Origin of the sequence: Immundisolibacter sp. (assembly GCF_041601295.1) — a bacterium.
In the GTDB taxonomy this organism is placed as follows: domain Bacteria; phylum Pseudomonadota; class Gammaproteobacteria; order Immundisolibacterales; family Immundisolibacteraceae; genus Immundisolibacter.
The window spans coordinates 22,065-41,531 of the sequence record NZ_JBFIII010000004.1; the positions used below are offsets into that span (position 1 = coordinate 22,065).

At 60.0% G+C, this 19,467-nt stretch carries 17 protein-coding genes, 1 tRNA gene and 1 pseudogene; 14 read left to right on the forward strand and 5 right to left on the reverse strand.

The window, feature by feature from the left end:
* The first annotated feature begins 9 nt into the window (after positions 1–9).
* From nuoI to ABZF37_RS01165, 8 genes are all read left to right on the forward strand, one after another.
* A complete protein-coding gene (gene nuoI, locus ABZF37_RS01130; RefSeq protein ID WP_372715854.1) occupies positions 10–498 on the forward strand; it encodes an NADH-quinone oxidoreductase subunit NuoI in 489 nt (162 codons plus the stop codon).
* A gap of 27 nt (positions 499–525) precedes the next feature.
* The gene (locus tag ABZF37_RS01135) at positions 526–1,149 is read left to right on the forward strand and encodes an NADH-quinone oxidoreductase subunit J (RefSeq protein WP_372715856.1); all 624 of its coding nucleotides are present in this window, start codon (positions 526–528) and stop codon (positions 1,147–1,149) included.
* A gap of 2 nt (positions 1,150–1,151) precedes the next feature.
* Entirely contained in the window at positions 1,152–1,457 is a 306-nt protein-coding gene (nuoK, locus tag ABZF37_RS01140) for an NADH-quinone oxidoreductase subunit NuoK (RefSeq protein WP_372715858.1), read from the forward strand.
* A gap of 3 nt (positions 1,458–1,460) precedes the next feature.
* Positions 1,461–3,440: an NADH-quinone oxidoreductase subunit L gene (gene nuoL, locus ABZF37_RS01145; RefSeq protein ID WP_372715860.1), complete on the forward strand. Its 1,980-nt coding sequence runs from the start codon at positions 1,461–1,463 to the stop codon at positions 3,438–3,440.
* A 7-nt stretch (positions 3,441–3,447) separates the two neighbouring features.
* Entirely contained in the window at positions 3,448–4,935 is a 1,488-nt protein-coding gene (locus ABZF37_RS01150; protein WP_372715862.1) for an NADH-quinone oxidoreductase subunit M, read from the forward strand.
* 25 nt (positions 4,936–4,960) lie between these two features.
* The gene (gene nuoN, locus ABZF37_RS01155) at positions 4,961–6,403 is read left to right on the forward strand and encodes an NADH-quinone oxidoreductase subunit NuoN (protein ID WP_372715864.1); all 1,443 of its coding nucleotides are present in this window, start codon (positions 4,961–4,963) and stop codon (positions 6,401–6,403) included.
* A gap of 79 nt (positions 6,404–6,482) precedes the next feature.
* Positions 6,483–6,559 (forward strand) — tRNA-Met (locus tag ABZF37_RS01160).
* 257 nt (positions 6,560–6,816) lie between these two features.
* Positions 6,817–7,569 carry a tetratricopeptide repeat protein gene (locus tag ABZF37_RS01165; RefSeq protein WP_372715867.1) on the forward strand — a complete coding sequence of 251 codons (753 nt, stop codon included), beginning with the start codon at positions 6,817–6,819 and terminating at the stop codon, positions 7,567–7,569.
* Positions 7,570–7,778: 209 nt separating this feature from the next.
* Here ABZF37_RS01165 and ABZF37_RS01170 read toward each other — a convergent pair whose 3' ends face one another.
* The 3 genes and pseudogenes from ABZF37_RS01170 to ABZF37_RS01180 form a co-directional block, all read right to left on the reverse strand.
* Positions 7,779–8,879 carry an IS5 family transposase gene (locus tag ABZF37_RS01170; RefSeq protein WP_372715869.1) on the reverse strand — a complete coding sequence of 367 codons (1,101 nt, stop codon included), beginning with the start codon at positions 8,877–8,879 and terminating at the stop codon, positions 7,779–7,781.
* 308 nt (positions 8,880–9,187) lie between these two features.
* Positions 9,188–9,931 carry a dienelactone hydrolase family protein gene (locus ABZF37_RS01175; RefSeq protein ID WP_372715871.1) on the reverse strand — a complete coding sequence of 248 codons (744 nt, stop codon included), beginning with the start codon at positions 9,929–9,931 and terminating at the stop codon, positions 9,188–9,190.
* Positions 9,865–10,334 (reverse strand): annotated as a pseudogene (locus tag ABZF37_RS01180) (hypothetical protein); the annotation flags it as partial. The gene ABZF37_RS01175 and the pseudogene ABZF37_RS01180, both read right to left, overlap by 67 nt.
* 140 nt (positions 10,335–10,474) lie before the next feature.
* Between ABZF37_RS01180 and ABZF37_RS01185 the strand changes: the two are divergent.
* On the forward strand, positions 10,475–12,340 hold the full coding sequence (locus tag ABZF37_RS01185) for a C13 family peptidase (RefSeq protein ID WP_372715873.1): 1,866 nt from the start codon (positions 10,475–10,477) through the stop codon (positions 12,338–12,340).
* A gap of 63 nt (positions 12,341–12,403) precedes the next feature.
* Here the strand turns inward: ABZF37_RS01185 and ABZF37_RS01190 are convergent, their stop codons facing one another.
* A complete protein-coding gene (locus ABZF37_RS01190; RefSeq protein WP_372715875.1) occupies positions 12,404–13,288 on the reverse strand; it encodes a bile acid:sodium symporter family protein in 885 nt (294 codons plus the stop codon).
* 431 nt (positions 13,289–13,719) lie between these two features.
* Between ABZF37_RS01190 and ABZF37_RS01195 the strand changes: the two genes are divergently transcribed.
* The 5 genes from ABZF37_RS01195 to ABZF37_RS01215 all read left to right on the forward strand — a co-directional run bounded on the left by ABZF37_RS01195 (position 13,720) and on the right by ABZF37_RS01215 (position 18,907).
* Positions 13,720–14,226 carry a hypothetical protein gene (locus ABZF37_RS01195; RefSeq protein ID WP_372715877.1) on the forward strand — a complete coding sequence of 169 codons (507 nt, stop codon included), beginning with the start codon at positions 13,720–13,722 and terminating at the stop codon, positions 14,224–14,226.
* 127 nt (positions 14,227–14,353) lie between these two features.
* Complete coding sequence (locus ABZF37_RS01200; protein WP_372715879.1) at positions 14,354–16,063, forward strand: CHASE2 domain-containing protein; 1,710 nt, start codon at positions 14,354–14,356, stop codon at positions 16,061–16,063.
* On the forward strand, positions 16,060–16,548 hold the full coding sequence (locus ABZF37_RS01205; RefSeq protein WP_372715881.1) for an SH3 domain-containing protein: 489 nt from the start codon (positions 16,060–16,062) through the stop codon (positions 16,546–16,548). The genes ABZF37_RS01200 and ABZF37_RS01205 overlap by 4 nt, the downstream gene beginning before the upstream one ends.
* Positions 16,549–16,553: 5 nt before the next feature.
* Positions 16,554–17,462, forward strand: a complete 909-nt coding sequence (locus ABZF37_RS01210; protein ID WP_372715883.1) for a M48 family metalloprotease — start codon at positions 16,554–16,556, stop codon at positions 17,460–17,462.
* A gap of 479 nt (positions 17,463–17,941) precedes the next feature.
* Positions 17,942–18,907 carry a hypothetical protein gene (locus ABZF37_RS01215; protein ID WP_372715886.1) on the forward strand — a complete coding sequence of 322 codons (966 nt, stop codon included), beginning with the start codon at positions 17,942–17,944 and terminating at the stop codon, positions 18,905–18,907.
* Between the two features lie 71 nt (positions 18,908–18,978).
* Here ABZF37_RS01215 and queF read toward each other — a convergent pair whose 3' ends face one another.
* Complete coding sequence (gene queF / locus ABZF37_RS01220) at positions 18,979–19,401, reverse strand: preQ(1) synthase (protein WP_372715888.1); 423 nt, start codon at positions 19,399–19,401, stop codon at positions 18,979–18,981.
* Positions 19,402–19,467: the final 66 nt, after the last annotated feature.

The window sequence follows — 19,467 nt, forward strand, 5'->3', positions numbered from 1 at the left end:
GTCCACGCTATGACGCGCATTGCCCAATACCTTAAAAGCCTGTTGCTGCTGGAATTGCTGGCCGGGCTTGGCGTGACCTTGCGGCATTTTTTCAAACCCAAGATCACGGTGCAGTTTCCGGACGAAAAGACCCCGGTGTCGCCACGTTTTCGTGGTTTGCACGCGCTGCGCCGCTACCCGAATGGCGAGGAGCGCTGCATTGCCTGCAAGCTGTGCGAGGCGGTGTGCCCGGCGCTGGCGATCACCATCGAGTCCGAGCCGCGGGACGATGGCACGCGCCGTACCGTTCGCTATGACATCGACATGTTCAAGTGCGTTTATTGCGGTTTTTGTGAAGAAGCCTGCCCGGTGGATTCCATCGTCATGACCAATTTCAACCATTTCCACATGGAGTCGCCGGGCGAGCGCGTGTATGACAAGCAGACCTTGCTGGCGATCGGCGACCGTATGGAAGCGCAGATCGCCGCCGACCGGGCAGCCGACGCGGCATTCCGATGAGCACTTCAAATCCTGGTTGTGGCCGTCATGGGTACTGAAAAACTGGTTTTTTACTTACTTGCGGCCATCCTGGTGTTTGCCGCCGGGATGGTGGTCAGCGTGCGTAACGCTGTCAGCGCGGTGTTGTTCCTGGTGCTGGCGTTTTTCTCGTGTGCCGGGCTATGGCTGATCCTGGAAGCGGAATTTCTGGCTATCGCCCTGGTCCTGGTATACGTCGGCGCGGTAATGGTGCTGTGGCTGTTTGTGATCATGATGCTGGACATCGGCCGCGCACAACTGCGCGAGGGCTTTGGCAGTCACCTGCCGCTGGGGCTGGCGGTGACGCTGCTGATCGTATTCGAGATGGTGCTGGTGTTTGGCACCGGTCAACTCGACACCGCCTTGGCCCGAGCTCCGGAGGCAGTCGTTGGCCCGGTGCCCAGCAATGTGGAGGCGATTGCCGCCGTGCTGTACACCGAATACGCCTACCCGTTTGAAATCGCCGCGATCATTCTGCTGATTGGCATTGTCGCTGCCATAGGCCTGACCTTGCGCGGCGCGCGTGCCAACAAGTACGTGCCGCCGCAGGCGCAGGTGCACGTTACGCCGCAAGGCCGCATGCATCTGCAGGACCTGCCACGCGGCGACCCGGACGCAGGCACGGACAAGTAACCATGGTCACGCTTACCGATTACCTGATATTGGGCGCCATTCTGTTTGCACTGGGCATGTTCGGCATTTTCGTCAACCGCAAGAACTTGATCATCCTGCTGATGTCGGTAGAGCTGCTGCTGTTGGCGGTGAACATGAATTTCGTGGCTTTCTCGCATTTCCTGCACGACATCGCCGGCCAGATCTTTGTATTTTTCGTCCTGACGGTGGCGGCGGCGGAGTCGGCGATCGGCCTTGCCATCATCGTGGTGCTATTCCGGAACCGGGCGTCGATCAACGTCCAGGACCTTGACCGACTTAAGGGCTGAGCGATGGAGAAGCTGACCTTAGTCTGTCTGGGCGTGGTGCTGGCGCCGCTGATTGGCGCTGTCGTCGCGGGTCTGGGCGGCCGCGTGGTGGGCCGCGTAGGTGCGCACAGCGTGACCATTCTTGGCATTGCGGTGTCGTTTGCGCTGTCCTGCTACGCCTTCTGGCTGCTGCTGGCGGCCAAGGCTGCTGGCGGCGATTACGTGCTCGATGTCGATCTTTACACCTGGCTGCAGAGCGGCCCGCTGACGGTATCGATCGGGTTTCTGATCGACGAGCTGACCGCCACCATGATGGTGGTGGTGACCTTTGTGTCGCTGATGGTGCATGTCTACACCATCGGTTACATGCAGGACGACCCCGGTTACCGGCGGTTTTTCAGCTACATAAGCCTGTTTACGTTTGCCATGTTGATGCTGGTGATGGCCAACAATTTCCTGCAGCTGTTCTTCGGCTGGGAGGGTGTGGGCCTGGTGTCGTACTTGCTGATCGGCTTCTGGTATGACAGGGAATCGGCCATCTTCGCCAATCTGAAGGCCTTCCTCGTCAACCGCGTCGGCGATCTGGGGATGATCCTGGGTATCGCTGCGGTGCTGGCTTTGTTCGGCAGCCTCGACTTCAGCACGGTTTTCTCCAAGGCGCCGGAACTCACCGGCGAGACGCTGCAAATACTGCCCGGCCGCGAGTGGGCAGCCCTGACCGTGATATGCGTGCTGCTGTTCATCGGCGCCATGGCCAAGTCAGCACAGGTGCCGCTGCACGTGTGGCTGCCGGATTCGATGGAAGGCCCGACGCCGATTTCGGCACTGATCCATGCCGCGACCATGGTCACAGCGGGAATCTTTTTGGTGGCGCGCATGTCGCCGCTTTTCGAGCTGTCCGAGGCGGCACTCAATTTCGTGCTGTTCATCGGCGCGGTGACGGCGTTCTTCATGGGTCTGCTCGGCCTGGTGCAGACCGACATCAAGCGCGTGGTGGCCTATTCGACGCTGTCGCAGCTCGGGTATATGACCGTTGCCCTGGGGGTGTCCGCGTACTCGGCGGCGATTTTTCACTTGAGTACCCACGCGTTCTTCAAGGCATTGCTGTTTCTGGCAGCCGGCTCGGTGATCATCGGCCTGCACCACGAGCAGGACATGCGAAAAATGGGTGGCCTGTGGAAGCGCATGCCGATCACGGCACTGACAGCGTGGATCGGTACGCTGGCGCTGGTTGGTTTTCCGGGTTTTGCCGGCTTTTATTCCAAGGACGCCATCATCGAGGCGGTGGCAGCGTCCTCGCTGCCGGCTGCCGGATTCGCACATTTCGCGGTATTGGGCGGCGTGTTCGTGACGGCGCTTTACAGCTTTCGCTTGCTGTTCCTGGTCTTCCATGGCCGCTCGCGGGTCGACCACCATGCCGCTGAACACCTGCACGAATCACCGCTGGTCGTGACCGGCCCGCTGTTGTTGCTGGCGATCCCATCGGTGTTGATTGGCGCGCCGCTGATCGGCCCGATGCTGTTTGGCGATTATTTCGGCAATGCCATCCATATCCTGCCGCAGCACACCACGCTGGCTCAGTTCGGGGAGCACTTCCACGGCGCGGCCGCGTTTGCCCTGCATGGGTTCACGGCACTGCCGTTCTGGTTGATGCTGGCTGGCGCGGGCACAGCGGTGGTGTTCTATCTACTGCGTCCCGAATGGCCGGCGCTGGTGCGCCGCCGCTTCTCGCTGATCCATCACATTTTCGAGCGCAAATACTACTTTGACGACTTCAACCAGACGGTGTTTGCCGGTGGCCTGCGTGGTATCGGCAACCTGCTGTGGCGCGTAGGCGATGCCGCGCTGATCGACGGTCTGGCGGTCAACGGCACGGCGCGGACCATCGGCCGCTTGGCCGGGGCGCTTCGGCATATCCAGACCGGCTACCTGTACCACTACGCCTTTGCCATGATCATCGGCCTGGCAGCACTGCTGGGCATGATCTGGTACGTGAGTTTCTGAGCGCACCATGAGCGAAACCCTGCCCCTGTTGAGTCTCGCCGTGTGGACGCCACTGCTCGGCGCGGTGCTGGTATGGACCTTGGCCGGCGATTCGCGCCCGGGCCTGGCGCGCCATCTGGCGCTGCTGGTGGCATTGATTGAGGGTGTCATAACCCTGATGCTGTATATCGGCTTCGACACGGCCAACGGTGGTTTGCAGTTTGTCGAGCGGGTGGCCTGGGTAGAGTCGTTTGGAATTTACTACCATCTGGGAATAGACGGCATTGCGTTGCCGTTCATTCTGCTCACCAGCTTCATCACAATCCTGGTGGTAGTGATGGCGCGGGTGTCGGTGGAGCGCCAGCTCAGTCAGTATCTGGGAGCCTTCCTGGCCATGGAAGCGCTGATGATCGGCCTGTTCGCGTCGGTCGACGCGGTGCTGTTCTACGTGTTCTGGGAAGCGATGCTGATTCCGATGTTCATCATCATCGGGGTCTGGGGTGGTCCGAACCGGGTCTACGCCACCATCAAGTTTTTCCTGTACACCTTCCTCGGCTCGGTGCTGCTGCTGCTGGCCGTGATTTACCTGCACCTGAAAACCGGCAGCTTCAGCCTGCTCGATTTTCACCGTGTCGTGCTCGACCTGCCTACGCAGAAGCTGCTGTTCCTGGCCTTCCTCGCCGCGTTTGCGGTCAAGATTCCCATGTGGCCAGTACATACCTGGCTACCCGACGCACACGTCGAGGCGCCTACCGGCGGTTCGGTGATCCTGGCGGCGATCATGCTCAAGATGGGCGGCTATGGCTTTTTGCGTCTGTCGCTGCCGATCACCCCCGATGCCAGCGTGGCGTTTTCCGGCCTGATGATCGCACTGTCGCTGATCGCCATCGTCTACATCGGCGCCGTCGCGCTGGTGCAGCAGGATATGAAAAAGCTGATTGCCTATTCGTCTATCTCGCACATGGGCTTCGTCACACTCGGCATATTCCTGTTCAGCGCCCAGGGCATAGAGGGTGGACTGGTCCAGATGGTGTCGCATGGCTTCATCTCGGCTGCCATGTTCTTGTGCGTAGGCGTCATGTACGACCGTGTCCACAGCCGACAGATCGCCGACTACGGCGGCGTGGTCCACACCATGCCGATATTCGCGGCCTTCATGATGTTGTTTGTAATGGCCAACTCCGGGCTGCCGGGCACGTCGGGCTTCGTCGGCGAGTTCATGGTCATACTGGCGGCGTTCGAAAACGGCTTCTGGATTGCATTTCTGGCGGCCAGCAGTCTGGTGCTGGGCGCTGCCTACAATCTTTGGATGTACAAGCGGGTCATCTTCGGCGCGGTGGCAAACCCCAAGGTGGCCACGCTGAAGGATGCGGGTGTCGAGGAGTTCGTGGTGCTGGCGCTGCTGGCGCTGGTGGTGTTGGCACTGGGCGTATGGCCCAATCCCTTGCTGGACGTGATGCACGGCTCGGTGGACAACCTGCTCGTCCATCTGCAGCGCGGCAAGCTCGCGCTCTGAAACGCATCAAAGGTACGCATCCGACATGGCATTTCCCGTTCCTGAACTTGCCCCGGCGTTACCGGAGATTTTCCTGCTGCTGGCGGCATGCGTGGTACTGCTGATCGACCTGTTCTGGCCGGGGCGGCAGCGCAGCAACACCTACGTCGCTTCACAGCTTTCGGTGCTGGGCACCTTGGTGGTGCTGGTCAACACCTACCACGGGTCGACCAGTGCCCTGAGTGGCCACTACACGGTGGATGCAGTGGCGCTGGTGGTGAAGGCGATGGCGCTGCTGATCATGTTCGGCGTGCTTCTGTACGGGCGTGATTACCTGCGCGAGCGCGGCTTGCTTACCGGCGAGTACCTGCTGCTGTCCCTGTTTGCGCTGCTGGGCATGCTGATCATGGCCAGCGCGGGCAGTCTGCTGGTCCTGTATCTGGGTCTCGAAGTGCTGTCCCTGTCGTCTTATGCATTGGTCGCCCTGCACCGCGACAGCAGCGAGGCGAGCGAGGCAGCCATCAAGTATTTTTTTCTGGGTGCTTTGGCCTCGGGTTTGCTGTTGTACGGCATGTCGCTGCTATACGGCGTCACCGCTTCGCTAGATCTGGTGACAGTGGGTCAACTGGTGGGTGAGCACGCGCGCAGCGGGGATTTTTCCGCCCTGCTGGGTCTTGCGCTTGCCATGCTGCTGGTCGGCGTTGGCTTCAAGCTGGGTGTGGCGCCATTTCACATGTGGCTGCCCGACGTTTATCACGGCGCGCCTACGGCGGTGACGGCGTTTCTTACCACCATCAGCAAGCTTGCGGCTTTCGTGCTGGTGCTCAAACTGCTGGTAGGCGTGGCCGCACCGCTGGTACAGCAGTGGCAGACGATGCTGGTGATTCTGGTGGTCGTGTCGCTGGCAATAGGCAATCTGGTTGCCATTGCACAGGTCAATCTCAAGCGCATGCTGGCGTACTCCACCGTGTCGCATATGGGCTTTTTCCTGATGGGCGTACTGGCCGGTGGCGCCGAAGGCATGGCGGCGGCGCTGTTTTACATGATCACCTATGTCCTGACCGGCCTGGCGGCCTTCGGCATGATCATGCTGCTCAGTCGCGCCGGCTTCGAGGCGGAGCGTATCGAGGACTTTCGCGGTTTGAACCGGCGTTCGCCGTGGCTGGCGCTGGTCATGCTGGTGGTACTGTTCTCCCTCGCCGGAGTACCGCCAGCCGTTGGTTTTTACGCCAAGCTGGGCGTCATCCGCGTGGTAATGCAGCAGGATCTACTGTGGTTGGCATTACTGGCGGTGGTGTTCTCCGTGATTGGCGCTTTCTATTACCTTCGCGTCATCAAGGTCATGTATTTCGACGCGCCGGAAGAACCTGCCATGGCACTCGTCCCGGCGCTCGATGCGCGGCTTTTCATGGGCGTTAACGGTGCCCTGTTGCTGGGCTTGGGCGTGTTCCCGGCGCCGCTGCTGGCCTTATGTCGGGCGGTGTTTTAGCGCGCTTGGTCGGGGCCGGATTTTGGCTCTTGGCCTTGCTAAAACGGGGATAGGACTGTAATATCCTCGGCTCTTCCGGTGCGGGGTGGAGCAGTCCGGTAGCTCGTCGGGCTCATAACCCGAAGGTCGTAGGTTCAAATCCTGCCCCCGCTACCACTAAAGAGAGACGCGACAAGGCCAGTCCAAAAGACTGGCCTTTTTGCATTATGGGACCGCTATAAACGTTGGGCTCAAGTCCGATGCGCGGCTTGAATGCTGCATGGGTCGCCGATCCCCAACGGGACCGGGGTCGCGTCGGTTAGTTCCGGCTGTCCGGGATCGGGGATGTTGTCGGCCGCTTGCCCGGATTAAACTGCCGGAACAGTGCCCGGGGCGAATGGCCACGGAAGCGTAAGCCGGACGCGGGGACACGCATGCAAACCAAGAAAAGGCTGACAGCAGTGCTGGTCGCGAGCATGGTTGCGCTGGTCACGGTGCCGTTGTTGGCTGTTTCAGACTCTTTCGACGACGCGTTCGCCGCCTATGACCGTGGCAACTACGCCATTGCAGCGCGCAAGATGAAAACATCAGCAGACGAGGGCAATGCCATGGCCCAGTTCACCCTCGGCTTGATGTACGAAAATGGCCAGGGCGTGCCCAAGGACTATGCTGAGGCCAACAAGTGGTACCGCTTGTCTGCTGCGCAGGCTGAAGCTCGGTTGCCGATCCGCATAGGGAATATCTACACTAATGGCCAGGGTGTGCCGCAGGACTACGCCGAGGCCGTCAAGTGGTACATCCTGGCCGGTGACCGAAGCCTCTCCGAGGAACAGCATCCCCTCGGGTCTTCGGCCCTGGAAGCGCACGGCGTTCGGCAGGACTACCACGAGGCTGTCAAATGGTATCGACGCGCTGCCGAACAGGGAAATGCCTCCGCTCAGCTGCGTCTGGGCTTCAGCTATGCCGAAGGCAAGGGCGTGCCGGAGGATTATGTACAGGCGCATAAGTGGATCGATCTGGCCATTACTCGCTTTCCGCCATCTCCATCGGATATGGGCCTCCGGCACATGGCGATTGACGTTCGCGACAGCCTGGCCGAGATGATGACGCCGCAGCAGATCGCCGAGGCTCGGCGGCTGGCGCGAGAGTGGAAGCCGGTAAAGGACGACGCGTCCCCTCGGCAATAGATTGCGGGCAACGCCCGACCTGCCCAGAGATTTAGGGAAGCGCTGAATAAATCAGTCCTGGATTTCTCAGCGCCCGCCGTCGGAAAAGCGTGGTTTTCCGATGGCTCACAAAATCCGTGGCTTGCAGCCACAGATTTTGCCAGCGCATCCTTGCGCTGCGGGAAACACTGAATACTTCAGCGTCCCCTTAGAGGGTGTAGACAAAACAATTATCCGGCCAGCCGGCGCAGCAGCAGGCGTGCTTCGGTGAGCCAGACCCAGGCTTCCGAGACCGCTGGCAGGCGGTCATGGTGCATGATTAGGCGCCGCGCGCGCTCGTTCCAGGCGTGCGTGCGCTCCACCACCCAGCGCTTGGCCAGGACCACGAAGCCATCGGCGCGGGTCGGCACCGCAAACAGCTCGCCCTGCCCGGGCACCTGCCAACGGCCCACGTTGCGGTTGGCCGGATGGCGCACGACATCGACCGTCAAGCCGTGTTGATCGTGCAGCGTGCCGGCACAGGTGCCGGCGTAGCCGGCATCCACGAACAGGGTCTGCACGGTCGGGTATTTGGCCACGGCGCGGGCGACCACGCCGTGGGCCGCATCCCGGTCTTGCACGCTGGCGGCCGTGACGCTGACGGCCAGCAGCAGACCCAGCGTGTCGACCACCAGGTTGCGCTTGCGGCCCTTGACCTTCTTGCCGGCGTCATAGCCGTGTGCCCCTCCCTGCGGCGAGCTGCGCGTGGACTGGGCATCCAGCACGGCTGCGCTGGGCGCCGCCGTGCGCTCAATGCGCTCGCGCCACTGCGCCCGCAGGCGGTCGTGCAGGGCCTCGAACTTACCCTGCGCGCTCCAGCGCCGAAAGGTCTTGTAGACGTTGTCCCAGTGCGGAAATTCGTTGGGCAACTGACGCCAGGCGCAGCCGGTGCGCACCACGTAGCAACAGGCATCGACCAGCGCGCGGCGGCTGTGCCGCGGCGGCAAGCCGGGCCCGTCCGGCGCCTCAAACAGGTCCGCCACGCGCGCCCACTCGGCGTCGGTCAGGGAGCTGGGATAGCGCTGCTCGGGCGCTTGCGCCCGGTGGCGGGCGGTATAGCCGTAGCGGGGAAGCTGGGCGCCGTGCGCCGGTACGGGCGTGCCGCGCACGCGCTGGATGCCGGCCTCGCGCAGGGCGGCACGCACCGTCGCCGGGTGCACCGAGCGCCCGCCACGCTCGACCAAGGCCGCCGTCAGCTGGCCCAGCGTCGCCAGCGGCCGGTCCGCCACCAACGCCTGCAGAATCTCTACATCCGGCGGCCCAAGCCGCTTCGGGCGCCCACGTTTCGACATCTCGTCACCTCCTGTGGTCTCATCCGCACAGTACGGTGACAGTATAAATTGTTTTGTCTACACCCTCTTAGCGCGTCAACTCTCCGGAAACGATGAATACTTCTACGTTTCCCGAACAATGCTCCCTCCCCACGGTGCGACGGCTTTTTGCCGCTGCGCTGGTCCACCCTGGCTATAGGGGGACGGGCCTATCGGAGGGAGTTTTTAGCATCATGTTCAGGTGACCGGACACACACGGTAGCTCTTGGTGTTTCCAGGACGGATAGCGTTGCCAGGTGGCTTGGCAATCCTCCGTGCGTTACGCCCTTTCAGGCAACTGCAAAGGCGCTCTCGAACAGACGCTGCATGCGTTGCCAGGAATCCGTATCCGCGGCCTGATCGTACGCCAAAGGCATGCCGTATTTCTCCCCGAGGGCGGTGGCTTCCGGATTGGTGAAGCTGTGCATCGCCCCAGGATAGGACGCGATCTCGAAATCCGCCCCGGCGGCACGCAGTGCGGCTTCAAACGCCACCAGGTCGTCGCGAGGGACAAACGGATCTGCCTCTCCGGTGCACACGAGAACCTTCGCTTCGATCGGTACCGGCGCGGGCGGGGTGCTGGGCCCCAGGCCGCCATGAAAACTCACAACGGCTCCGAGCGCCTGGCCGATGCGAGCCATGTACAGGACGACGCTGCCGCCAAAGCAATAGCCGATCGCACCGATACGGCTGGGATCGACCTTCGGATGTGCCTGCAGCTGTGCCTTGGCGGCGTCAAAACGACGGACAATTTCCGGCATGTCGTCGAGCAATGGCTGCATCCAACCCATGGCCTGGTCGACGCTGGTGGCGATATTGCCGTTACCGTACATGTCGACCGCCAGCGCTACATAGCCCAAGGCCGCCAACCGGTCGGTACAACGCTGGGTCTGCTCGGTAATGCCGAATGCCTCGTGAACTACGAGGATGCCGGGGCGTCGTTCGCTGCCGGCAGCCCGGTCCACGTTCAAGTAACCGCTGAATGTCTGTTGTCCGCAGTGGTAGGTAAGGCGTTCGCCATGCGGGTTGTACATTGTGTTCTCCATATGTGCAGGGTCTGAATACTGAACCGCCCGGGGAAGTCCGGAGACCCATTGGTTTGAGTCATGCCGCCATGGTGCGCCATGAGTTGCTGATAGTAGACCGCTTCGACTTGTGCCAGTGGCCGGTGGCCAATCGGCGCCAGCAGCCGGCGATGGTTGAAGCAGTCCGCCCATTCGAGCGTGGCCGGCTCCATCGCCTGCCGTTTCTTCCAGGATTGGCGATGAATCACCTCGACCTTTGATAATCTCGGTCAGTGTGTTGTCGTAAGAAGTCCCCGACGCTGCCCACCGACGGTTCGACACCGGCTTCGGCCAAACGCCCGGTGTAGCGGATCGACACGTACTGCATACCGCGGTTGCACTGGGGAACCAACCCGTCTTGGCTTACGGGCCGATCGGGCGGAGAGTATGTGTTCAACATTTTCATGACTCCATCCTGTCAGAGGTGGGAGCCTCCGGAAAGGCCGGGGCGTTTCACCCTGTTTAGCACTGCCTGTTTTTCGATTATGCTGGATCAGGATAGCAAATTGATTATTGGGTTTGCGTAAACCAGGCCTGCCGAAGGCCGCTGGACTTCACCAAAAAACGGATATCGATAAAACAATGCGAAAAATTACCTTGCACACAGGCTTTATTAGCATTGGATTTCTTAGCGCACTGCTGCTCTTTACGCAAAGCGATTTGGGCCTTAGCGCCATAAAACCGTTGATGCAGAAAAAACTAACCTTTGCCGACGGAAGTAGCTATGTGGGTGAAGTGGACGGCGAGGGTATTCTGTCCGGAAAAGGCCGCCTAAGCTGGCGCAACGGTGTCGAGTATCAGGGGGAATTCGGGAATGGCTTATTCAACGGGCACGGCAAACTCATCTTGCCCAATAGCCATACCTACGAGGGTTCTTATTTGGACGGCCTTGAACACGGTATCGGTAAGGTAATCTATCAGGACGGGTCTGCCTATAGTGGCGTATTTGTCATGGGCCAGCAAGAAGGCCAAGGGCGATGGACTATGCCCGATGGCAGTACATACCTTGGACAAGTTACACGCGGTGGCCTGCGGCACGGAAATGGGCAAATTACCTACGCGAATGGCGATAAATATACGGGTGAGTTTAAAGACGGCCAAATGCATGGTCAGGGTATATATGAAACATCTCGTAAGGAGGTGTATTCCGGGTTTTTTGTGAAAGGTAAATTTACCGGAAAGGGCTCGTACACCAGTAAAAATAATGGCGCTTTTGTGGGTGATTTTGTCGATTGGGTGGCCTCTGGCGACGGCATAAAAAAAGATAACGACGGCAACCAGTGGAAAGGTTTTTTTAAGGAAGGCAACTTAAACGGTACAGGCGAATTTATTGGGGTCGATGGTACCCACTATAAAGGCGGATTTCGGTATGACCAGTATGACGGTCAAGGCGCTTTGACTGTAAAAAATGGTAATAAATACATAGGTGAGTTTTCCTACGGCCAAAAACACGGGAAGGGTCATTTTGAATACAAAGATCCCATTGATGGGGTAAAGAATTTTTCTGGAAAATGGGCAATGGATAGTCTGATTGAAGGGGACAGAAATGTCACCGTTCATTCACCCGAGAATATATCGGAATGGGCCTTGTATAATCAACAGCGCTTGCTAGAGGAGGCTCTTGACCGTATCCGCCCCGGCGCTGCCGATCGACCGGACCTGTATGTTCTGGGCATTGCCGGGTGGGGTGAGCAAGAGGTATTTCGGAGAGAAATAAACTTTATTGAAACGCAATTTTCTCACTTATTCGACACCGCTGAAAGATCTATTTATCTGGTTAACAGCCGACGCAATATAGATCAAAGGCCATTGGCGACAATAACCAGCATCGACCATGCGATTATGCGCCTTTCAGAAGTAATGGATAAGGAGGAAGACATCTTGTTCATCTATGCGACCAGTCACGGCAGCGAGGAAAATGGTTTGGCGCTAGGCCATAGCGGATTAACTCTCGAGGGCCTTAGTCCTGACAAACTTTCGAAAATTCTCGTAAGTAGTGGGATCAAGCATAAGATTGTTGTGATATCGGCCTGCCATTCTGGTGTATTTATAAACCCGCTTAAGAATGATACCACGGCTATATTGACATCGGCGGCGGCCGACAACACATCGTTTGGATGTGGTGATGATGAAAAATTTACCTATTTTGGCCGGGCATATTTCGAAAAATCTCTTGAGAATTCTTCCGACTTTATCGATGCGTTCCGCCAAGCTAAATCCTTGATTACTACATGGGAAGAAGAACAGAGTGTAAAGCGTTCCAACCCCTCGATATATACAACCAGAACAATAGAAAATAAACTGCGGCAATGGAAACTATCCCTTGGTCCGGCCTCAAAAAGCGCGTCTAGAACTAAAGATCCCGTATCCGCGCATTAGGCGTTTCGCATCAATTAAGTTTTGCAATAACCACAATGCGCGGTCTACCGTCGTTAAAACGGACTATTTGACCGGAGCACTCGCCTCGACTAAGCGATTATCCTGTGAGCGGTTTGTTAGAGTGACATAAGCCCACAGCATAATCACCATGGTAACTGCGTAGATGGATGGCACGATGGCAATTTGCGGGCTATTCAGCAGGAAAGGACTGAGAGCAATGGTGACGCCGAGCATGGCGTTTTGCGCGCCCACTTCAATCGATAATGTTCGTACCTGTCTCGCGTCCAGCCTGCTCAGTTTGCCCAACGAGTAACCCAATACGATCGCCAGCAGGTTCAGGGTCACGGCCAAGGCGCCCGCCTTGGCAAAATTACTAAGCCATTCTCCACCATTCTTGAACAGTATGCCGCCAATCACCAGTGGCAGGAAAATCGTGCAGCTGGTGCGCACCCAGCGACTGGCCCGCTGGGCAAAGAACGGTGCGCGGTGTAGCACCACCATTCCCAGCGATACCGGAATGATGGTCACCACCAAAATCTGCAATGCGGTTTGGAGCACGGGCAGCCTAAATTGCACGCTGCTATCACTGAATGCCAACAGGCTGATGTTAAGCACTATCGGCAGAGTGAATACGGTCACCATGCTGGAGATGGTGGTCATGGTTACCGACAACGCCACATCGCCACGGCCCAGCAGGGTAAACAAATTTGACAGTACACCGCCTGGACACAGGGTCAGTAACATGACGCCCATGGCGAGGTCCCGGGACAGGTTGAGAGCGAGGCACAGCGCAAAACCCAGTGCCGGCAACAACAGGAGTTGTCCGCATAGCCCGATCAGGGTGGCTTTTGGAACCTCCGCCACGCGGCGAAAATCCAGGGTGGTCAGCCCGAGGCCCATGCCGAACATCAACAGGATAAGCATGGCCGTAGTAATTTGGCTGATCATTGCGCTGGTTCCGCGGAGAAGTCCTTGGGAACGCTACCACATCGGTTGGGGTGGGTTCGCCTGATTGGGAACGCAACAACGCTATCGGGAAATTGGCTCTGGCTGGTCGGGGTGACGGCTGCAACTGGTCGTTGCTACGTTGTGGCGCGGCACGGGCGCGGCGGGTCGATCGGCGGACATGGCGGTCGCCGCGGGAATCCGGCGCGTGTCAGAATGCAGGGCGAGACGGCCACACATCACGGCTATGGTAGAGAAATTGCCCAGCGCTCATAGCGGCAGCAGTTACAGGGAACAGCCGCCCGGGCAGCGCTGTTCCGTGTGTCGTTCGCAATGCCCGACGGCCTCAGGGTCTAAGGATTTCCACCTGCTTTTTTCACGGCCTGCCGGGTATCAGGTATCGCTTCTCCCGCTGCGTTCATAAAGGGATTGCCATGGAAGCCGACGATAAGGACAAGGACCGCTTGGCGCGCCAGTACGACCTGTTGGCGGGTAAATTCAGCGAACTTTACCTGGCCGGAAAGGAGCGGGGGCGTGAATCGATGTCGATCGCCCTGGAAAAGGCCCACGAATACCTGGTCGCGCTCGGTGAATTCAGCTCGGAACAAGGCGGGAAATTGAGCCAATACCTGGGTCGTGACCTGGACCAGGTCATATCCGATGCTCAACGACTGGGCAATGAAGCCAAGGACCGGTTTCACCCGGCTCGCGTCGGGGCCGGGGCGCTTTCCTCCCTTGCCGCAGCGCTGGAACTAAGTGGTAATGCGTTGGGTGCCCTCGGCGAGAGAACCAAACAGACGCTTACCTACAAGACCGGTGAGATGTCGTCCGCCGGTACCCTGACCTGCCAGGGTTGCGGCCAGACCTTGCATCTGAAGAGCACCCGGCACATCCCGCCATGCCCCAGATGTCCCGGCACCATTTTTACCAAAGGCTATTGATCAGGCGCCGGACGCGGGGTCGACTTACTGTGTCCGGGGGGCGGGCGGAACGGGACGCTCCAGCCGGTGACAGCCAAGCGAGACAGACGCTTCGATCAGGCGCAGGCCGGGGGCTTTGGACTGCCGCATGAACCCGGTCGTCGTCTTCTACAATTTTCTTGTTCGAGCCATTTCACCGCTGCTGGTTTTTGTGGCCAGGCGCTGGCGAAACGCGTTTTACCTGTATCTGGCGGTTTTGTTCTCAGGGCTGATCGCCCTCGACGCGGCGTATCTGCAGATCTCGACCAGGATGCAGCACGGGGCGTTCGACGTCATGATGCGCTATCGGGTCCTGGTGCCGGAAGCCGACCCGGATATCGTCATCGTGGACATCGACGAAGCGAGCCTGGCCGCGCTGGCGCCGGAGTACGGGCGCTGGCCATGGCCGCGCCAGATACTCGGCGAGTTTCTGGAACGGATTGAAACCCAGCAACCTCGGGCCGTGGTATTCGACATTCTGTTCAGTGATCCGGACGTCTTTAACCCCGACAGCGACGACTATTTCGACGCTGCCGTCGCGGCCTTCGAAAACGCCTATTTCCCGCTGCTCCGCCTGGATCCTTCCAGCGATTCCCTGAGCGAGCTTGAACTGGCCAGAATACCCGGCGTTTCGCCCATCTCCGGGCAGGCCCGGGAGGGCGCCACGGTCGCCGTCGTGGTCCCGCACTTCCCGTCCATACTGCGCGGCGGGCGGCTGGGCCTGCATAACATTTACCCGGACGGCGACGGCGTTGCCCGCCGGTATCTGATTTACCGTAATGATCATGGCTGGCGGATGCCGTCCCTGCCGGCCCGGTTAATCCGCGACCTCGGTCTGAACGAACCTGATACGCCGAGCATCCTGATCAATTGGCGCGGTCCGCCCTTTTCTTATACGACGGTGAGCTTCGCCGACGTTTTCAACGATTTGCTCAGCCGCGAACGCACACGTCCGCCCGACGAATTTACAGACAAGATCGTGCTGATCGGGTCAACGGCCCCCAGCCTGTTCGATATCAAGCCGACCCCGATGAGTAGCCTGCATCCGGGTGTGGAAATTCTTGCCACGGCAATCGACAACCTGTTGAACGACGATTACCTGCGCTTTCCGGAAGGGCGCATCCTCTATCCCTTGCTGGCGGCGATAATCGTCTGGATCATCGCTTTGTCGATTTTTCGCAACCCGGAAGGCCACCAACTGGACCGGGTGGTCGGAACCTTCGAGGTCACCTTGCTGGCAAGCAGCTACGCCAGTATCAATCTCGGCCACACCTACATCAACCTGACCGGGCCATTCACCATTGTGCTGGCTTACTACGCGGTTGCTCGCCTGTACGGTGTCGCGACACGCAAGATCCTGGAAACCAGCGCCGTGCGCGAATCGCTGGGGCAAGCCGGGGCGCTTGACGCCTTTGTACTGCTGATTCGCGCCCCGAGCACCGGCCGCGTGGCGCCAGGGCGCATTGTGAGGCATTGGCGGGGCCAGCTTGCCAGGCTCGGCACGGGGCACGTCAGCGTGGATGTTATCGATGGTCGCCAGAAGGGGCTTTGGTCTCTGTTCGAACATACTCTGGCGATTTCCTGGGTGATTCCAGCCGCGGACGAGGTGGCCCGCGCGCGGGCGCTGGCCGAGATCGATCGGATCGTCGCATCCGTGGAAGTGCCGCAGGACGGGGACAAGCAGGCGGTAGACTGGTACGCGCACGAAGGCGGGATTGTGGGTGGCCCTGCGGCGGCCGGTGGCTGGCGGGTTCTGTTCGCCGACGCGCTACGGGCCTGGCAAGAGAAACTGGATCGGCCCGGGGAGGGTGTTTCATGAACTGGACAGGACAGGCCCTGGTCGTGTGTGTCATCGGGTTGTCAATCATGAGCGCGTCGGCGTCAGGCGCAGAGCCGGGCACGACTCGAAAAGCGACCGAGCTCAGGGAAGCGCCGTTTCGTGATGCACCCACGCTTGGGGTTCTCGCGCGTGGCGACGCGGTCGAGATACGACACAAGCGTGGCGGTTGGTATGAAGTGACCAGCGGCAAGCTCGACGGCTGGGTACACATGCTCAGCATTCGCCGCGCGCGGGCGCGCAAAGCTGCTGTCGACATGGGCGAGTTGGCGGCGCTGGCCACCGGCCGGGCGGGGACCGGGCAGGTGGTTTCAACCACTGGCATTCGCGGTCTGAGCGAAAAGGACATGCGACTGGCCCGTTACGACGAGGCCGGGCTTGAGAAACTCGATGCCTATGCCGTGAGTCGTTCGCAGGCGAAGAAATTCGCCCGTGACGGCGGGCTTGCGGCCCGGCCCCAGGATTGAGGCCAATGCGGATTGAACGAGACAAAACCGCGGGTTGGCGTTCTGGCAGGGATTTGGCGACAGCGTCGCTGCTTTTTTTGGGGCTGACCGGCGCCGCCTGTGGTGCTGGTCTGTTCGAGGATCTGTGGGAGAAAGTCGAGAAAATCCGACAGCCGGATACGGTCGAGGTATTGCCCGAGTCGGCGCAGGGCGCGGCGACCCAAATCCAGCGGGTATTGGGCGGCATTTCGCCGCAAGAGGAACAGGCTGTCGGGAGGCGGGCTGCCGGCACTCTTTTGGGCGCGGCACCACTGGTCAAGAACGCGTCTTTACAGAAGTATGTGAATCGCGTGGGCGTTTGGGTCGCGCTGCAGAGCGAGCGTCCTGACCTTGCCTGGCATTTTGGCGTTATCGAATCGCCGGACATCAATGCCTTTGCGGCTCCAGGTGGCTACGTCTTCATCACCCGGGGCTTGTACCGTCAGTTGCGCGGCGAAAGCGAACTGGCGGGCGTCCTGGCGCATGAGATTGCCCATGTGGTCCAAAAACATCATCTGAAGATTCTGGAGCAAAGCCGCCTGCTGGATCAGGGAGGGAAAGTGCTTTCCGGGCAGGTGGCGGGAAGCGAGCAGGTAAAACGGCTGATCGGGACCGGCGCCGAAATTTTTTCCCGCGCGCTGGACCAGAATGCCGAGTACGAGGCAGACCGGCTGGCCATGGTGTTGGCGGCGCGCGCCGGGTACGACCCGTTTGGGTTACCGGCGGTGCTGCAGGATCTGGCACACCTGTCGCGGGAAGACCGTAGCGTGAGCATGTTGTTCAAAACCCATCCGCACCCGGACGAGCGTCTGGCCCAGCTGGAAGATACCGGTCAGCGGCTTGATGGCATACGGGGAAAAATCAACCGTAAGCGATTTGAACGCTTCGCGCTGTGACGGTGTTGTCCCTGAACCCCTCGCTGCTTGAAGGTCATCGCAGGATGATGGGTCCCCACGGCACCCGGCGCACGTCGGGTAAGCATGCGTATGGCAACCCGGCTACCGTGAACGACCGGCCCAGGCGCTCTAAAAGTCCGGCTGGGTCCCCAATGGCGGACGCAACGGGTACCGCCCGGCGGACCGCAGGGTCCGTGTTCGCCCCCGCAATCGTCACGGTCATGTTGGTTCTGGGCTGTGGACGGGTTAACGCGGCTCCGCCAGCCGACAACCACTACGCAGACCAGACCGGCAGTTGGTTCGCGGACCCGCCCAATGCGCCTTTCGCCGCGCCTGTCGTGCGGGAGCTGTCACTGCCCAAGATAGAAGATGGCACCAGCATCTGGGGCGCCACCGGGCGTGACTCAACCGGGCACATCTGGGTGGGAATTTCGGCTCAGTCCGCCGGGATGAGCGCGCATCTGGTCGAGTACGACCCGGTGGCCGATGCCTGGCACGATCATGGCGGCGTGGTCGACCGGCTAAAAGCCGCCGGGCTGCTGCGCGAGGGAGAGGGGCAGATCAAGATTCACTCGAAGATCGTCCCCGGCGGCGACGGCTGGCTGTATTTCGCCTCCACCGACGAAGACGGAGAACGGGAGGACGGCAGCGCCTTGCCGCGCTGGGGCGGACACCTGTGGCGAATACACCCGAAGACGCGCACCTGGGAACATTTATTGACGACCCCCGAAGGGCTGGTCGCCGTCAGTGGCGTTGGGCGTTATATCTATGCCCTGGGCTACTGGGATCACGTCCTGTATCAGTACGATACGGTTGAAAAGCAGGTCAAGCGTGTCGTGGTCGGCTCGGCCAAGGGTCACGTTTCGCGCAATTTCATTGCCGATGTTCGCGGCCACGCATTCGTACCGCGACTGACCATACGGAAAAACGGCCTGGTATCGGCAAGCCTGGTGGAATATGACCAGGATCTGAATGAGCTGGCGGACACGCCGCTGGATCACTACCTGGACAAGGAAAGATCAACAGGAATGAATCACGGCATTGTCGGCCTGGCCTATCTTCCGGATGGCCGCATGGTGTTTACAAGCCATGCCGGTTACCTGTACTCGATTCAGGCGTCTGGCAACGGTCCGGCCCTCGTTACCGGTCTGGGTTGGTTCCACCCGAATGGAAAAAGCTACATTCCATCACTGTTTTCGTTGGGTGGTGATAACTGGCTGGCTGGGGTGGCCCGTCGGCGTCCAAGAGATTTCGAATGGATAGTGTCCGATCTGGCCAGCGGCGATACCGCCGTTTCTCCGATAGATACCGGGGGGTTGCAGAGAGTTCTTCTTTACGGATCGATCACTCGCGATAACGCCGGACGGGTGTACGTCGGGGGCTGGGCCGCCGAGGGAGCCAACAACCAACGCCCGCTGATGTTACAAATTGCTCCGGCCGATTGAGGGCCGATTGAGGGCCGATGGGGCATCAGAGCGTTTGCCCTGGGGCCCGGGCCTGGCCTTGCCGGGGACGTTCAGACCAAGGTAACCGGCGTCGCCGCGGTCCAGCCCGGCTGGCGGTGCTCGGCGACCACCGTGGTATAGATGCCGCCACGGACCAGAAACTCGGCAGTGACGCGCATGAACCGTGGCGCGGTGGCCGCTGCCAGATCGTCCAGCATGCGGCCGGTCACGGCCTCGTGGAAAGCGCCTTGTTCGCGGAACGACCACAGATACAATTTCAGCGATTTCAGTTCCACGCATAGCCGGTCGGGCACGTATTCGAGGTGGATGGTGGCGAAGTCCGGCTGACCGGTCATCGGACACAGGCAGGTGAATTCCGGGCAACGCATGCGGATGGTGTAGTCCCGATTGGGGTAGGGGTTGGCAAACGTTTCAAGCGCACCGTCGGCCCGGACGGGCAGGGTTTTCGAGCGGCCGCGCTGCGGACTGGGCATGAACATCTCCGGGGCGGGTTGCGGGCACGCATTATCCGGCGGGCGCGGGTGCCACTTCAACGGCGG

Bases quoted from the DNA above. Each gene is read 5' to 3' on its own strand.
- ABZF37_RS01150 (WP_372715862.1), top strand. From the start codon at position 3,448: ATGAGCGAAACCCTGCCCCTGTTGAGTCTCGCCGTGTGGACGCCACTG.
- ABZF37_RS01165 (WP_372715867.1), top strand. From the start codon at position 6,817: ATGCAAACCAAGAAAAGGCTGACAGCAGTGCTGGTCGCGAGCATGGTT.
- nuoL (WP_372715860.1), top strand. From the start codon at position 1,461: ATGGAGAAGCTGACCTTAGTCTGTCTGGGCGTGGTGCTGGCGCCGCTG.
- nuoK (WP_372715858.1), top strand. From the start codon at position 1,152: ATGGTCACGCTTACCGATTACCTGATATTGGGCGCCATTCTGTTTGCA.
- nuoN (WP_372715864.1), top strand. From the start codon at position 4,961: ATGGCATTTCCCGTTCCTGAACTTGCCCCGGCGTTACCGGAGATTTTC.
- ABZF37_RS01210 (WP_372715883.1), top strand. From the start codon at position 16,554: ATGCGGATTGAACGAGACAAAACCGCGGGTTGGCGTTCTGGCAGGGAT.
- ABZF37_RS01175 (WP_372715871.1), bottom strand. From the start codon at position 9,931: ATGTACAACCCGCATGGCGAACGCCTTACCTACCACTGCGGACAACAG.
- ABZF37_RS01195 (WP_372715877.1), top strand. From the start codon at position 13,720: ATGGAAGCCGACGATAAGGACAAGGACCGCTTGGCGCGCCAGTACGAC.
- ABZF37_RS01170 (WP_372715869.1), bottom strand. From the start codon at position 8,879: ATGTCGAAACGTGGGCGCCCGAAGCGGCTTGGGCCGCCGGATGTAGAG.
- queF (WP_372715888.1), bottom strand. From the start codon at position 19,401: ATGCCCAGTCCGCAGCGCGGCCGCTCGAAAACCCTGCCCGTCCGGGCC.
- ABZF37_RS01200 (WP_372715879.1), top strand. From the start codon at position 14,354: ATGAACCCGGTCGTCGTCTTCTACAATTTTCTTGTTCGAGCCATTTCA.
- ABZF37_RS01135 (WP_372715856.1), top strand. From the start codon at position 526: ATGGGTACTGAAAAACTGGTTTTTTACTTACTTGCGGCCATCCTGGTG.
- ABZF37_RS01190 (WP_372715875.1), bottom strand. From the start codon at position 13,288: ATGATCAGCCAAATTACTACGGCCATGCTTATCCTGTTGATGTTCGGC.
- nuoI (WP_372715854.1), top strand. From the start codon at position 10: ATGACGCGCATTGCCCAATACCTTAAAAGCCTGTTGCTGCTGGAATTG.
- ABZF37_RS01205 (WP_372715881.1), top strand. From the start codon at position 16,060: ATGAACTGGACAGGACAGGCCCTGGTCGTGTGTGTCATCGGGTTGTCA.